This window comes from Citricoccus sp. NR2, from assembly GCF_027594385.1.
In the GTDB taxonomy this organism is placed as follows: Bacteria; Actinomycetota; Actinomycetes; order Actinomycetales; family Micrococcaceae; genus CmP2.
Genome location: NZ_CP115154.1, coordinates 1414623 through 1427984, shown reverse-complemented (window position 1 = coordinate 1427984; position 13362 = coordinate 1414623). Strand labels below are relative to the sequence as shown.

16 protein-coding genes are annotated in these 13362 nt (G+C 65.5%); 6 read left to right on the top strand and 10 right to left on the bottom strand.

Annotation, left to right across the window (positions count from 1 at the left end; translation table 11 throughout):
- Window positions 1-42: 42 nt before the first annotated feature.
- From O1A05_RS06735 to O1A05_RS06705, 7 genes are all read right to left on the bottom strand, one after another.
- Window positions 43-693 (bottom strand): hypothetical protein, encoded by a 651-nt coding sequence (locus O1A05_RS06735; RefSeq protein WP_270107265.1) that lies wholly within the window; start codon window positions 691-693, stop codon window positions 43-45.
- A 168-nt stretch (window positions 694-861) separates the two neighbouring features.
- Window positions 862-1146 (bottom strand): HU family DNA-binding protein, encoded by a 285-nt coding sequence (locus tag O1A05_RS06730; RefSeq protein ID WP_270107264.1) that lies wholly within the window; start codon window positions 1144-1146, stop codon window positions 862-864.
- A gap of 285 nt (window positions 1147-1431) precedes the next feature.
- Window positions 1432-1737 carry a 30S ribosomal protein S14 gene (rpsN, locus tag O1A05_RS06725; RefSeq protein ID WP_270107263.1) on the bottom strand — a complete coding sequence of 102 codons (306 nt, stop codon included), beginning with the start codon at window positions 1735-1737 and terminating at the stop codon, window positions 1432-1434.
- Window positions 1738-1740: 3 nt separating this feature from the next.
- The gene (rpmG, locus tag O1A05_RS06720) at window positions 1741-1908 is read right to left on the bottom strand and encodes a 50S ribosomal protein L33 (RefSeq protein ID WP_270107262.1); all 168 of its coding nucleotides are present in this window, start codon (window positions 1906-1908) and stop codon (window positions 1741-1743) included.
- Between the two features lies 1 nt (window position 1909).
- The gene (rpmB, locus tag O1A05_RS06715; RefSeq protein WP_270107261.1) at window positions 1910-2146 is read right to left on the bottom strand and encodes a 50S ribosomal protein L28; all 237 of its coding nucleotides are present in this window, start codon (window positions 2144-2146) and stop codon (window positions 1910-1912) included.
- 393 nt (window positions 2147-2539) lie between these two features.
- Complete coding sequence (locus O1A05_RS06710) at window positions 2540-3055, bottom strand: MarR family winged helix-turn-helix transcriptional regulator (RefSeq protein WP_270107260.1); 516 nt, start codon at window positions 3053-3055, stop codon at window positions 2540-2542.
- Between the two features lie 434 nt (window positions 3056-3489).
- The gene (locus tag O1A05_RS06705) at window positions 3490-5046 is read right to left on the bottom strand and encodes an MFS transporter (RefSeq protein WP_270107259.1); all 1557 of its coding nucleotides are present in this window, start codon (window positions 5044-5046) and stop codon (window positions 3490-3492) included.
- A 36-nt stretch (window positions 5047-5082) separates the two neighbouring features.
- Here O1A05_RS06705 and O1A05_RS06700 point away from each other — a divergent pair, with 36 nt between their 5' ends.
- The 3 genes from O1A05_RS06700 (at window position 5083) to O1A05_RS06690 (ending at window position 7501) form a co-directional block, all read left to right on the top strand.
- A complete protein-coding gene (locus O1A05_RS06700; protein WP_270107258.1) occupies window positions 5083-5490 on the top strand; it encodes a YchJ family protein in 408 nt (135 codons plus the stop codon).
- Window positions 5491-5593: 103 nt separating this feature from the next.
- A complete protein-coding gene (locus O1A05_RS06695; RefSeq protein ID WP_270107257.1) occupies window positions 5594-6562 on the top strand; it encodes an asparaginase in 969 nt (322 codons plus the stop codon).
- 72 nt (window positions 6563-6634) lie between these two features.
- Window positions 6635-7501: a transporter substrate-binding domain-containing protein gene (locus O1A05_RS06690; protein ID WP_270107256.1), complete on the top strand. Its 867-nt coding sequence runs from the start codon at window positions 6635-6637 to the stop codon at window positions 7499-7501.
- A gap of 24 nt (window positions 7502-7525) precedes the next feature.
- Here O1A05_RS06690 and O1A05_RS06685 read toward each other — a convergent pair whose 3' ends face one another.
- Entirely contained in the window at window positions 7526-8098 is a 573-nt protein-coding gene (locus tag O1A05_RS06685) for a GNAT family N-acetyltransferase (RefSeq protein ID WP_270107255.1), read from the bottom strand.
- A 2-nt stretch (window positions 8099-8100) separates the two neighbouring features.
- Window positions 8101-9219 (bottom strand): glutathione S-transferase family protein, encoded by a 1119-nt coding sequence (locus tag O1A05_RS06680; protein ID WP_270107254.1) that lies wholly within the window; start codon window positions 9217-9219, stop codon window positions 8101-8103.
- Between the two features lie 12 nt (window positions 9220-9231).
- Here O1A05_RS06680 and O1A05_RS06675 point away from each other — a divergent pair, with 12 nt between their 5' ends.
- Genes O1A05_RS06675 through O1A05_RS06665 form a run of 3 tightly spaced genes read left to right on the top strand, consistent with a single transcriptional unit; the run spans window position 9232 to window position 11636 of the window.
- Window positions 9232-10215, top strand: a complete 984-nt coding sequence (locus tag O1A05_RS06675; protein ID WP_270107253.1) for an MBL fold metallo-hydrolase — start codon at window positions 9232-9234, stop codon at window positions 10213-10215.
- A gap of 57 nt (window positions 10216-10272) precedes the next feature.
- A complete protein-coding gene (locus O1A05_RS06670) occupies window positions 10273-11118 on the top strand; it encodes an SDR family NAD(P)-dependent oxidoreductase (RefSeq protein ID WP_270107252.1) in 846 nt (281 codons plus the stop codon).
- Window positions 11115-11636: a universal stress protein gene (locus O1A05_RS06665; RefSeq protein ID WP_270107251.1), complete on the top strand. Its 522-nt coding sequence runs from the start codon at window positions 11115-11117 to the stop codon at window positions 11634-11636. Before O1A05_RS06670 ends, O1A05_RS06665 begins: the two co-directional genes overlap by 4 nt.
- Here O1A05_RS06665 and O1A05_RS06660 read toward each other — a convergent pair whose 3' ends face one another.
- A complete protein-coding gene (locus O1A05_RS06660; RefSeq protein WP_270107250.1) occupies window positions 11637-13295 on the bottom strand; it encodes a mechanosensitive ion channel family protein in 1659 nt (552 codons plus the stop codon). It lies immediately after the preceding gene.
- Window positions 13296-13362 lie beyond the last annotated feature (67 nt).

Genomic DNA, 13362 nt, shown 5'->3' with positions numbered 1-13362 from the left:
GTCGCCGCCCCGTGCTGAGGGGCGGATGAAAAATGACAGTGTTTAGGGCAAGGAGAGCACGGGCGGCCCGCGAGGAGTCGCGGAAGAAACCAACACCAGCCGGCGCTGGGCCGACCGCGGCGCGGTCGCCACCAGGCGCGGCGGTGTTGCGGAAGTTTGCTCGAGCGCCCGCAGTATCCGTCGGGTGCCAGCGAGCAGCAGCAGATCGATCAGTCGGTAGGCGGTGGCTTCGCCGTGATGCACGACGGCGTAGGCGCCCACCGCGGCCAACAGGTGCGCTAGCACCATCAGCCCGGACGCCACCGATGAATATACCGCGCTCTGTGAGGTGACTTCGACCGGGGCGGCACTGAGCACGCTCAGCGATTCCACGTGGTGGGCGTGCCCCGGGGTACTCACGGAATTCACCGCAGTCACGGTGGTGCCGGCGCTGCCGAACAAGGTGAAGAACAGGTGGAAGAACAACTGGCTCAACCCGATCGCGCCCAGGGTCCGCAGCCGGGACCAGCGCAATCCCGCCAGTGCGGTGCAGAGGGGCCCGGCCAGCACCAGGGTGAACACCCAGACCATGGGTGCCACACCCGTCTCGGCACCGTGCCCGGTGGCACTACCGAGGTGAGCCAGGGAGTGTCCTCCGGCAGCGAGGAGGGTGATGAGTCCGGCTGCCAGCCAGCCGCGTAGCAGCCGCTTCATGCCGACACCTCCCCGAACCAGTTCATGCGAGGGCGTCTTCGCCCTCACTATATTCTGTCACGACCCGACAGCCCGGGTTGAACTCGGGCGGAGGCAGAAGGTGGTTAAACAGATGGCGGGTGACTCACCGTGTGGTGAGTCACCCGCCATCAGGGGTGTTTCAGGAGATCACTTGCCGGAAGCAGCGTTCTTCAGCTTGGAGCCAGCGGAGATCTTCACGCCGTAGCCCGCGGGGATCTCGATGGACTCACCGGTGCGGGGGTTGCGGCCGGTGCGAGCAGCACGCTCGGTGCGCTCCACGGAGAGCCAGCCCGGGATGGTGACCTTTTCACCCTTGGAGACCTGCGAAGTGAAGACCTCGAAGACGGCATCCAGCACGCCGTTAACGGCTGCCTGGGAGTTGCCGGACTTCTCAGCAACGGCGGCGACAAGTTCACTGCGGTTAATAGCCATGTGTCCTCCTGGACGTTGATTCGTGGCCCCGACTCGTGCCGGGTTCATTGGAAAACTACCATCATCTGCGCCGACATGCCTTATTTCACGGCGTTTTCCGGCCGATTTTCGCGGATTCCCGGGAAATTTCCAGTCCACGAGCCCCGCCAGTGCACTTTCGTCACACCCTCGTAGCGGGGCGGATCAGTGGTGGATCAGTGGTTAAACGACGACGGCGGCAACGAGACATCTCGTTGCCGCCATCGTGCGGGTCTGTTCAGTGAATCGCCCTGGGAGATCCGTGGATCACCAGGAGGACTTGGTCACGCCGGGCAGCTCGCCACGGTGTGCCATGTCGCGGAAGCGCACACGGGAGACACCGAACTTCTGGAACGTGCCGCGGGGGCGGCCGTCGATCGAGTCGCGGTTACGCACGCGGATCGGGGACGCGTCGCGGGGCAGCTTCTGCAGGCCCACGCGAGCGGCTTCACGAGCCTCGTCGGTCGCGTTCGGGTCGATCAGGGTCTTCTTCAGCTGCTCGCGCTTTTCGGCGTAGCGAGCAACGATCACTTTACGCTGTTCGTTCTTAGCGATTTTGGACTTCTTCGCCATGCCTTAGCGCTCCTCTCGGAATTCAACGTGCTGTCGTGCCACCGGATCGTACTTCTTCAGCGTGATGCGATCCGGGTTGTTGCGGCGGTTCTTACGGGTCACATAGGTGTACCCGGTGCCGGCCGTGGACTTCAGCTTGATGATCGGGCGCAGGCCTTTGTCTTTTGCCATATCAGAGCTTCACTCCCTTGGCGATCAGTTCGGCGACCACGGCGTCGATACCGCGAGCATCAATGGTCTTGATGCCCTTGGTCGACAGGGTCAAGGTGACGTTGCGGCGCAACGACGGGACCCAGTAGGTCTTCTTCTGGATGTTTGGGTTGAACCGGCGCTTGGTGCGGCGGTGTGAGTGGGAGATGCTGTGGCCAAACCCTGGCCCAGCCCCGGTTACCTGGCAGTGCGCTGCCATGATCACTCCTCGTGTCAGTAGTAGTAAAAGAACGGGCGGAACCCGCTAACGAGCCCCGCCACCAGTTGTGACACCGCGCTCTTACTGCGACTTTCCGAAGGTGTACCAGGCTGGGTGAGAACCAACCGAAGTGCCCTTTTGATCGCTAGGGGAAGACGGTGAGCCCCGCGATACTGCCCACCGACAGAAGTCGGCAAGCCGAACGTGGGATCCGGTTTACGGGATTGCACTGTTTTCCGACGCCAGCTCCGACCGCTCGAGCACAGGGCTCCATCGGCGCACACTGGCACAGCGCAGTTAACGCCCTATTATCTTAGGGCAGGTCGACGCAACGATCAAACCGCGCGGGCATCTGTTATTCGCTGGGGGCCTTCGCGGCCTCCACGTCACGGCTCAGTACTCGTCGTCCTCGGCAATCAGCCAGTGCGACGGGTCAATGTTCGCCAGCAGCGCCTCGGCGAGCGTTTCCATGGCGTCCATGCCCTCGGGGGTCAAGGAGTCCAGCACGCGACGGCGAATCGATTCGGCGTAACGACCCTCAACGCGGGTCACATCGGACTTGCCCTGCTCAGTGAGCAGCGCCATCGTAACTCGCTTGTCATTGGCGGCCTGGCTACGATCAATGGCGCCGCGCTCTTCGAGCTTACGGGCCACGTGCGACAGTCGCGACAGCGAGCAGTTGCAGCGCTCAGCCAGCTGCGACATCGTCAGTTCACCGTCGGCGTCCTTGAGCGAAGACAGCACCTGGAATTCGAAGAAGCTCAGCGATCCGGCCTTCTGAAGGTCGGCTTCCAACATCGGTGCGGTGAGCATCGTCGCAGCTACCACCTTCCGCCAGATTTCACTTTCCTTCTCTGACAGCCAGCGGTAGTCCGTCTTCTCCTTCTTGCGCGTCATCACCTGTGCCATGATGGGCACCCCTTCCTGAGAGTTTTCCCTTGCCAGACTATATATTCGAGGTCACTTCAAACACGCCGACCACGACCAACTTTTGCCGGTCGTGATGATGGCGTACCGTGATTGCCCCCTCCGATGAATTCCGACACGGTCATTCGCACCACACCCACGCACCTCTGGTGCCTTCGGGACGCGTGATGACTGCCTGAAACCCTTCGGATTCGTTAAGGCCCCAATTCCTCAACGTGTGACCCTCAATTGTAAAAGAGAAAACTGTGTCATCACCCCTGAGATACTGACGAGCCCCTGAAAGTTCTGCCGTAATTCCCTGGAATTCTGTCCAGTTCAATCTCTTGTTCCCTTAGAGTAATGCCCCTGACCAGGAAGTTCGAGAATTCGCGCACAGGTTTGACCATTCCGTCGCATGATTGTCCAAATGTCCAATCTCACAGTTCTGAGTTGGTGGTCGCCGACGAAGAGCCCGCTATCGGGCTGGCTTCCTTTGGAAAAGGTGCCTCACGACGTCGCTGGCGATGATCCAGCACCGCAAACACCAGAGCCAACGCGCACATCAGCATCAACACGACCATGGAGGCGTCGAATGCCGTCCGGTAGGTCTCCAGCGCGACAGGATCGTTCGGATCCACCAGTCCGCCGCTGGTGCGTGGCACGGACGACACCAGGGCGTAGAACACGGTGGTAGCCACCGCGATACCGATCGCGTTACCGAGGCGCTGCCCGACCTGCTGAAATGACCCGGCGACTCCGGCCGAAGCCAACGGCACATGCATCAGGGTGCGCATCTGGTTGGCCGACATCACCAGGCCGGGGCCGACTCCGCATAGCGCCAGCGACGCCGCCATAGCCCAGGGGGTATGGGCGGGTTCGACAAACCGGGCGATCAACGCCAGCGCCACCAGCCCCACCAGGAATACCGAGATTCCGATGATGACCAGAACGGTGGCATGACTGAACGTATAGCGCCCCGACAGCCAGGCGATGATCGCGGAAATGATGGCGTACGGGATGGTGATCATCCCGACCACTACCGCGGGATGGCCCAGGCCCTGCTGGTTGTACAAAGTCATCACCAGGAAGGTGGCGGGCATGGCGGCAAACCACAGGCTCGTGATGATCACGCCGTTGCGGTAGGAGGGGTAGGAGAAGAGCCGGAAATCCAGCACGGGTGACCGGCCGCGATCCCGATACCGGCGCTCCCACCAGATGAAAACCGCCGCAAGCACTGCCCCGGCCAGGAGCAATAACCAGCGGGCTGGGACGTCCTGGTCGGTTCCGGTGGTGAGCACGAAGGGTAGCATGACGAGCAGCACGGTGGCCGCCAGCAGTGAAACGCCCACCAGGTCCAGATCCCGTGCGCTATCCCGTGCGCTGCGGTCGCGGGCCTGCCGTCCGGGGAGCAGTCGGATGGCCAACGGCACGATGATCAGGGCCAGCGGCACGTTCATCCCGAAGGTCCAACGCCAGCCCAGTTCCGGACCCAGGGTTCCGATGAATAGGCCACCGATGGTGGGCCCGAAGGCGGTGCCAAAGCCAATGGAAGCGCCAAAAATCCCGAAGGCCTGCCCACGCTGGCGGCCCTGAAAGAAGGTCTGGATCATGCCCAGCACCTGCGGCATCAGCACGCCGGCGGCCAGCCCCTGGATGATGCGGGCGACGACCAGGGCGTCGGCGGTGGGGGCGAGCGCCGAGGCCAAGGAGGCCACGGTGAACAGGGTGAGCCCCAGCAGGAACATCGCCTTGCGGTTCCACTGATCACCGAGCCTGCCGGCCGGTACGAGCGTGATACCGAAGGCCAACACGTAACCGGCCACGATGAGCTGGGTTTGCGTCGTCGTCGCCCCGAGTGTGGACTGCAGCGGGGTGAGGATGACGTTGACCTTGACCAGGTCGAGGATGGTGAGGATCGCTACCGAGGCGCAGACGGTGAAGCCCGCCCAGGGCGAGTGGGCACGCGAGGGTGCGGAAGACGTTTCGGACATCATCGGCCATGCTACGCCTCCACCCGATAGTCTGCTTGCATGCCCCGCGACGACGATCCCTGCCTGTGTGGCGCCGAAGCCGTGTGGACCGAATGTTGCGGTGCCGTGCTGGCCGGACGTCGGGATGCGGCCACGGCGGAGGCGCTGATGCGCAGCCGCTACTGCGCGTTCGTCGTCGGCGATACTGAGTATCTGCTGGCCAGTTGGGCCTCGGCGACGCGTCCACAGCAGTTGAGCCTGGAGCCCGGGATCGACTGGAGGCGACTGCGGATTCTGGATACGGTGGCCGGCGGCCCAGAGGACGAGACCGGGGTGGTGGAGTTCGTGGCGCACTATCGCGAACCGGATGGCACCCGGGCGATGCAGCGGGAGCGCTCCCGGTTTCTGCGCGAGGGCGAGGCGCGTGCGTGGCGCTATCTGGATGCCGCGGAGCTGTCGACCGGCTGACAGCTCCCGGGCCCGGCCGGTATTCTGGAGACAGTGATCGAACTCACCGTTCGAACCTCGGGCGCAGGGTTCGCTGCACGCTTCGACGAGGACGGTGAGTCTCATGACACACGTACATCTCATCAGCACCGGGGGCACGATCGTGTCCCGCAACACCGGCGACGGGGCACGCGCCACGACCTCGGTGGACACGCTGCTGGCAGACATCGACGTCGAGATCGAGACCACCGCCGACGAGCTGGTCAACGTCAACAGCTTCCGCCTCACCCTGCGCCAGCTCGCCGAGCTGGCGCGCGCCGTGGACCGGGCCTGCCAGGACGCCTCGGTGGCCGGGGTGGTGATCACCCACGGCACCGACACGATGGAGGAGTCCGCGTTCCTGCTGGACCTGGTGCACCGGCACCCGCAGCCGGTGATCCTGACGGGCGCACAGAAGGGCGCCGACCGGGCCGATACCGACGGGCCGCAGAATCTGACGGATGCCCTGGTGGCGGCGGCGCACCCGCGGCTTCGTGAGACCGGAGTCTCGATCTGCTTCGCCGGCACCGTGCAATCGGCGCGCGGCGTGCGCAAGGCTCACACCCTGGACCCCTCCCCCTTCGACGGCGGCACCGCGCTGGCCACTGTGGTGGGTGACCGGGTGATCCGGCACGGACAGGTGCGCAGACGCTCTCCGCTGCCGCTGCCGCACGAGGGCTTCGGCCAGATTCGTGTGGACGTGGTGGATGCCTCGGTGGGCTCGCGCCCCGATCAGATTCCGGACGCGATCCGGCGCGGCGCCCACGGTGTGGTGATCCTGGGAACCGGCGCGGGCAACGCGCCCGACGGATTCGTGGATGCCGTGCAGCGCGCCACCGATCAGGGCGTCCCGGTGGTGCTGGCTACCCGGGCCACCCACGGGCCGGTGGTGCCGATCTATGGAGACGGCGGCGGCGTGGACCTGGTGCGGGCCGGGGCGAAGCCGGCCGGGATGCTCAGTCCCGCCCAGGCGAGGGTGCTGCTGATGTTGCTGATCTCGCAGGGGCTGACCGGGCCGGAACTGCATTCGGCGTTCACGTCGTCGACGTTCTGAGCAGTCCTCGCCTCTCGACCCACGAGCGCTTAGAGTGGTCCACACCACGCCATCGACCCTCGGAGATCACTCATGCGCCGTCGTCCATCCACCATGATCACTCTGCTCGGATGCGGCGGGCTCGTCATGGCACTCACCGGTTGTCAGTCCACTGCCGACGGTCCCGGTGGCACCTACGCAACGGGTGGATCCTCCTCGGCTGCGGTGGCGTCGCCGGCGCTGGAAGACGGCGAACTGCAGATCTGCTTCACCGGAGACTACCGGCCCTTCAGCTACGTGGATCCCGAGACCGAGGAACTCGAAGGGATCGATGTGACGCTGATGTCCGATCTCGCGGAGACCCTCGCAGTAGACAGTATCGAGTGGGTGCAGACCACCTGGTCGGATTTGATGACGGACTTCCTAGATCGCTGCGACCTCGCCGTGGGCGGTATTTCGCTGACCGAGGAGCGGGCGGAGCAGGTCGCGTTCACAGAACCGCTCATCGAGGGCGGCAAGGCTGCTATTACCACCTGTGGGCGCGAAGAGGAGTTCGACACGATCGAGGAGATCAACACCACCGCCACCACCGTGATCACGCCCATCGGCGGCACGAACGAAGAGTTCGCCGACGAGAATTTCGCGGAGGCGGAGATCATCCGGTTCGGTGACAACAACACGATCTTCGATCAGATCGTCGCCGGCGATGCAGACGTGATGGTGACCGATGCCCCCGAGGTGGTGTGGGCCGCGCACGAGCACGAGACGCTGTGCCAGGTCAACGCAGACGAGCCCTTCTCCGAGGCTGCGCTCGCCTACATGCTGCCGCAGAACGACACCGCGCTGCAGGACGCGGTCGGAGCCTGGGTGGAGGAGATCTTCGCGGACGGCACCTGGGACGCGGCCGTCGAGGAGTGGTTCGGCGCGGACTCAGTGTTTGCCGCCGAGCACCATGACTGAGCACCGGGTGCGCGGTGACGAGGATTAGCGCGAGGGCGAATGCGGCGCCGCCCAGTCGCGGCGCAGCAGGGCGAGTTTGACCGAGTCCCAGCGGCGGCCGCGCCAGAAGCGAGCCTCCGGGATCCGGGCGCATTCGCGATAGCCCACCGCGTGGGAAGAGCGGATCATGCGCTCGTTGCCGGACCAGGTAGTCAGGGTGATGACGTGCACACCAGTGCTGCGGGCGAAGGTTCGGTCCGTCCACAGGCGAAGCGCGCGCCGGCCGATGCCCCGGCCCCACCACTGGGGGTCGAAGATGACGATGCCGAGCTCCCACCAGCCGCCGCCGACGGGGGATTCCTCATAGCGGGACACGAAGCCCACCGGGGCGCCGTCGATGAGGATCATCCGCTGGTGCGGGTGCTCGATGCGGTGGCGGTTCTGCGAGCGAAACTCGCTGAGATTCAGGCGCGGACCGTGGGAGAAATAGGGGGCGTCCCAGAGCTGCCAGGCGGCGTCGTCGACCTCGTGATTCCAGTGCCACAACACGTCCAGATCAGCGACCGTCATGGGGCGCAGGTCAATTTCCGGGCCGGGCACGGGATGCGGACGTTCCATGACTAGCCGTGGGCGTCCACCAACGGGTTGTGCCCTGCGGTGACCCGCTCTTCCGCGCGCACCGGGCCCGGCGCGGTGCCGTCGCCGAAGGGGCTGCCGCCGAGGTCTTCGCGACGGTGGGCGGTAAGCCACTCGTTCAGCACGGGTCCTTTCGGCACGATGCCGGTGGGGTTCACATCGGCGTGGACGATGTAATAGTGATCCTTGATCTGAGAGAAGTCCACGGTGTCGCCGAAGCCGGGGGTCTGGAACAAGTCGCGCGCATAAGCCCAGAGGGCCGGGAATTCGGAGAGCTTGTTGCGGTTGCATTTGAAGTGACCGTGGTAGACCGGATCGAATCGGACCAGGGTGGTGAACAGGCGCACGTCGACTTCGGTGATGGTCTCCCCCATCAAGTAGCGGCGGTCGGTGAGGCGCTCCTCGAGCCAGTCGAGTGCGGTGAACAGCCGGTCATATGCTGAGTCATATGCGTCCTGGGAGCCGGCAAATCCGCAGCGATACACCCCGTTGTTGACCTCGGTGAAGATACGGGTGGTGACCTCGTGCATCTCCTCGCGTAACGGTTCGGGCAGCAGGTCGGGGGCGCCGTCGCGGTGGAACTGCGTCCACTCGGTGGAGAAGTCCAGGGTGATCTGCGGGTAGTCGTTGGTGACCACCGCGCCGGTGGGGACGTCCACGATGGCCGGCACGGTGATTCCGCGCGGGTAGCCGGGGAAGCGGCGCAGGTAGTTTTCCATCAACCAGTGGGTGCGCAGCACGGAGTCTTTTTCGTCGTCGTCAAGATCAAAGGTCCAGGAGCGCATGTCGTGGGTGGGACCGGGGGTGCCCAGGGAGATCGCGTCCTCCAGGCCCAGCAGCCGGCGCACGATGATGGCGCGGTTGGCCCAGGGGCAGGCCCGGGCGGCCACGAGGCGGTAGCGTCCGGCCTCCACCGGCCAGGCTTCGGCGCCTGCGGTGAGTCCGCCGCCAATGTGGCCCACCTTGTCTGATTCCAGGGTGGGGGCGGAGCGGACGGCGTCGACGTCGGCGACAATCCGGTCGGCGATGTACTGGGTGTCGCGGGTGAATTCCTGACCCGCCGAGATGTAGCCGGTGGCTGACTGGGAGGCGCGTTGTTCCATAGACTCAACTGTATGAGCCTCACCGAGCAGATCACACCCTTGGTCACCGCGATCACCGCCGCCAATTCTTCCGGGATGACCCTGCAGGGCACCACCACGTATCTGGTGGCCGATCCGGAGTCGGACACGGTGGTGCTGGTGGACCCGGGGCCGCGGCAGGGCGCGGAAGCCCATGCGGATGCAGTGGAGGAAGCGTTGGACGGGCGTGCGGTGGAGCTGATTCTGGTGACGCACCGTCACGAGGACCACACCGGCGCCGTCGATGTGTTTGCGCGGCGGTTTGCCGCGCCGGTGCGTGCCGGGGATCGGACTTGGTGCCGGGAGGCGGAGCCGCTGATTCCGAACCTGGTGTTGGAGGTGGCCGGCACGGTGATCTCGGTGGTGCACACCCCGGGGCACACCTCGGATTCGTACTGTTTCTGGTTACCCGAGGACGACGGCGAGCGCGGCAGGCACGAGCATGAAGACGGCGACGGGCCGGAGGCGGATGCTGCAGAGGCGAGCATGCTCACCGGCGACACGATTCTGGGTGAGGGCACCACGATGCTCGATCACCCGGACGGCACCCTGGCGGATTATCTGGCGAGCCTGGAGTTGCTGCGGCTGATCGGTGAGGACATTCCCACCCGGGTGCTGCCGGCTCACGGCCCGCTGCGCTGGGATCTGGCCAGTGCCGCCCAGGAGTACGTGGAGCACCGGGAAGCGCGGTTGGATCAGATCCGGAGCATGGTGGCTGAGCAGCGCCAGGATGCCACCGCCCTGGCTCGCGCGCTCGCCGTCGCCGATCAGGACGGAGCCACGGGCACTGCGCTGGAGGGCATGGAGTCGGCGGATGCGATGGACGTCGTGGAAACCCTGATGGCGCGGATCTATCCGCAGCTACCGGAGGTGGTGCGCGGCCCGGCTCGGCGCACGCTGGCGGCGCATCTGCGCTACCTGGGTGAGGCGGCAGGCTCGGATGTGGGCGACGCGGGCGACGGTTCATCGCCCCGGTAGCGTCCAGCACGCACAATGGTGGAAAGACCCCGACGAGATTTCTCAAGGAGCTGCCCCGTGCCGAAGCAGACCCCACCACCGCTGGCGCCCGTGGATCCGGGCACCGCACTGATCACCGGTGCCAGTTCCGGGCTGGGCGCAGCATTCGCCCGGCACCTGGCGCAGCAGGGCTACCGATTGGTGCTCACCGGACGCTCGGTGGACGCGCTGGCGGAGTTGGCCCACACCCTGGAATCCGACTATGACGCCACGGTGGAGACTCTTCCAGCTGATCTCAGTGACGACGAGGACCTGCAACGGGTGGTGGACCGGCTGTGTTCCCCCACCCACCCGGTGGGGTTCCTCATCAACAACGCCGGGGTCGGGGTGGCCGAGGAGCTACACGCCTCGGAGCTCGACGACGAACTGGCCATGCTGCGACTGAATGTGGAAGTGCCGTTGCGGCTGTGCCATGCGGTGTTGCCCGGGTTGTTGCGCCGCGGCGGGCGGATTCTGAATGTGTCGTCCGTGGCCGCACTGATGCCGCGCGGCACTTACGGGGCATCGAAATCCTGGCTGCTGGCGTTCTCCGAGTGGGCGCACACCCGGTACCGGGCCGAGGGCGTGCACGTGACGGCCCTGTGTCCTGGCCCGATGCGCACCCAGTTCCACGACCGGGCCCGGATCAGCCTGAGGCGCCGACCGGGGTGGTCGTTCACCGACGTCGACCAGGTGGCGCTGGAGGGCATTGCCGCCTGCCAGGAGGGTCGGGCCGTGCACATTCCGGGCCGGGCGGCGCGGGTGCTCTCCCGGGTGTCGCGGCTGGCGCCGTCGGGTGTGGTCGAACGTCTGGCCCGCACCGGCGTCACCGCTACGGGTTCAGTGGACGCTACTTCGACGAAAAGAACTGAGAGGACATCATGACGATCATCGTGGGGTACACCCCTTCCGAACAAGCACAGGCCGCCTTGGATCAGGGGTTGCGCCTGGCCCGGCTCTCCGGTGAGAACGTGGTGGTGGTCAATGCGGGCCCCGGTGGTGAAAACCGACACCCCTCGCAGTTGCGTGACAAGGACAAGGTGGCGCTGCAGGAGAAGCTACAGGCTGCGTCTGATGTGGAATCCGAGTACCGGGAGCTGCTGCGCGGGAAGTCCACGGTGGAGGAGTTTGTCACCCTGTGCGCGGAGCTGGACCCCTCGTATGTGGTGATCGGCAACCGCAAGCGTTCCGGATTCGGCCGGTTCATGATGGGCTCGGTGACCGATGAGCTGCTGCGCGCCCTTCAGCACCCGGTGCTGTGCGTGAAGCCCGCGGCCTCCCCGCGCCCGGAACACCTCCCCACGGTGGCCGACCCGGATGTGGAACTCGCCCCCGAGACACACCTCGAACAGCGCGAGCAGCTGGAGCAGCTGGAGGATCTGGGCGAGCAACCCGAGCGCTGATCAGCCTTCGGTACGGCGCGGCTCGTCCTCGGTGCTCTGGTCGTGCTCGTCCTCGGCGGCCTCGTCGGAGGGCTCCACCACGTCGAGCTCGCCGGTGCTCTCGGCCTGCTGTCGCTTCCGGTCTTCGTAGACGTCGTCGCCGGGTCCGGCCAGGTCGCGGTTGCGCTCAATGGCGGAGATCGATCCGGTGAACACCGAGGAGTGCTCCGAAGAAACGGTCAACGGCACCGAACCGGTGGACTCACGGGGTGCCTCGGTATCGGCGGACTCCGCACCGGGCACCGTGGGCTGAGGCTGGGTGGCCGGTGCCTCCCCGGGGCCCGGCACCTCGCCGGTGGTCCCGCTGGGAATGCGCGGCATCGAACGAGCATCGGTGGACTCGTCCCGGGGGTCGGAAGACGGTGCCGTAGCCGAGTCGGCCACGCCGCCGCCGTCAGTCGGGCTGACCTCGTCCAGCTCGTCTTCGTCGTCGTTGTCTTTGTCTTTGTCGTTGTCGTTGTAACGCACCGCGTAGAGAGCCTCGGGGTAATCTGCGTGAATGAACGCGACCAGGTCCTCGCGCACCAGGCAGCGCAGATCCCACAAATCGCCGGAGTTCCGGGCGGAGACCACCGCGCGGACGCGGACCATACCGCCCACCGCGTCGGTGACCTGCATGGAGGCGTCGCGGCCATCCCACAAGTCCGTGGATTCCAGGAGCGCCAGGAGTCTGGCGCGCAATGGCTGCATCGGTACCTGCCAGTCCAGGTCAAACTCGATGGTGCCCGAGAGCGCCGACCCGGTACGGGTCCAGTTCTCGAAGGGGGTGGTGGTGAAGTAGCTGGAGGGGTAGATCACCCGGCGCCCGTCCCAAATCTTGACCACCACGTACGACAGGGTGATGTCCTCGATGTTGCCGAACACGTCGTCGACCTGCACCACGTCCCCGACGCGGGCAGCATCGGTGAAGGCCAGCTGCACACCGGCGAACACGTTGGTTAGGGTGGACTGCACGGCCAGGCCGGCCACCACGGAGATCAGACCGGCGGAGGCGAGAATACCGGCGCCGAGCGCGCGCACCGACGGGATGGAGAGCAGCACCGCGGAAATCGCAATCACGATGATGACCGCCACCAGGATCCGCTTGATCAGCCGCATCTGGGTCTGCACCTTGCGGTCACGTCGGTCATCAATGCCGTCGGACCCGTACTTGGACAACACCTGGCGCTCCACGATGCCCAGAATGCGCATGGCCAGCCACGCTACCGAGGCGGCCAGACCAATCAACATCGCGAAGCCGACCATCCACACCCAGCTCTCGGTCTGGTCGGAGATGCTGACGGCGATCCGGGCCGCTAGGAAACTGAGCACCGCGGCGATCGGCACCAGCAGGCGCAGCATGCGGGGGAAAGTCTCCGGGCGGCGGTGCAGCACCACCCGCGCCACCAGGGCAATCACCATGACGACGGCGAGCGCGATACCTACCGCCACCAACACATTGATCACCAGCCCGAGCACCGGGCCCACCGCTTCGATGGTCTCCTCGCCGGTGGATTGCACCCCTTGGGGGACGGTCGGCCCAAGTGTCTCAGACGAGCTGGGCTCCTCGGTGGCCGCGGTGAGCAGCGTCGAGACGGTACCTGATGAGGGCAGCGCAGAAAGTCGGTCAACAAGCGTCATGGTTCTACTGTGCCAGATCGAACTGACATGATGCTGAACAGCACCCCACTGCGAGAGGATTCTCACG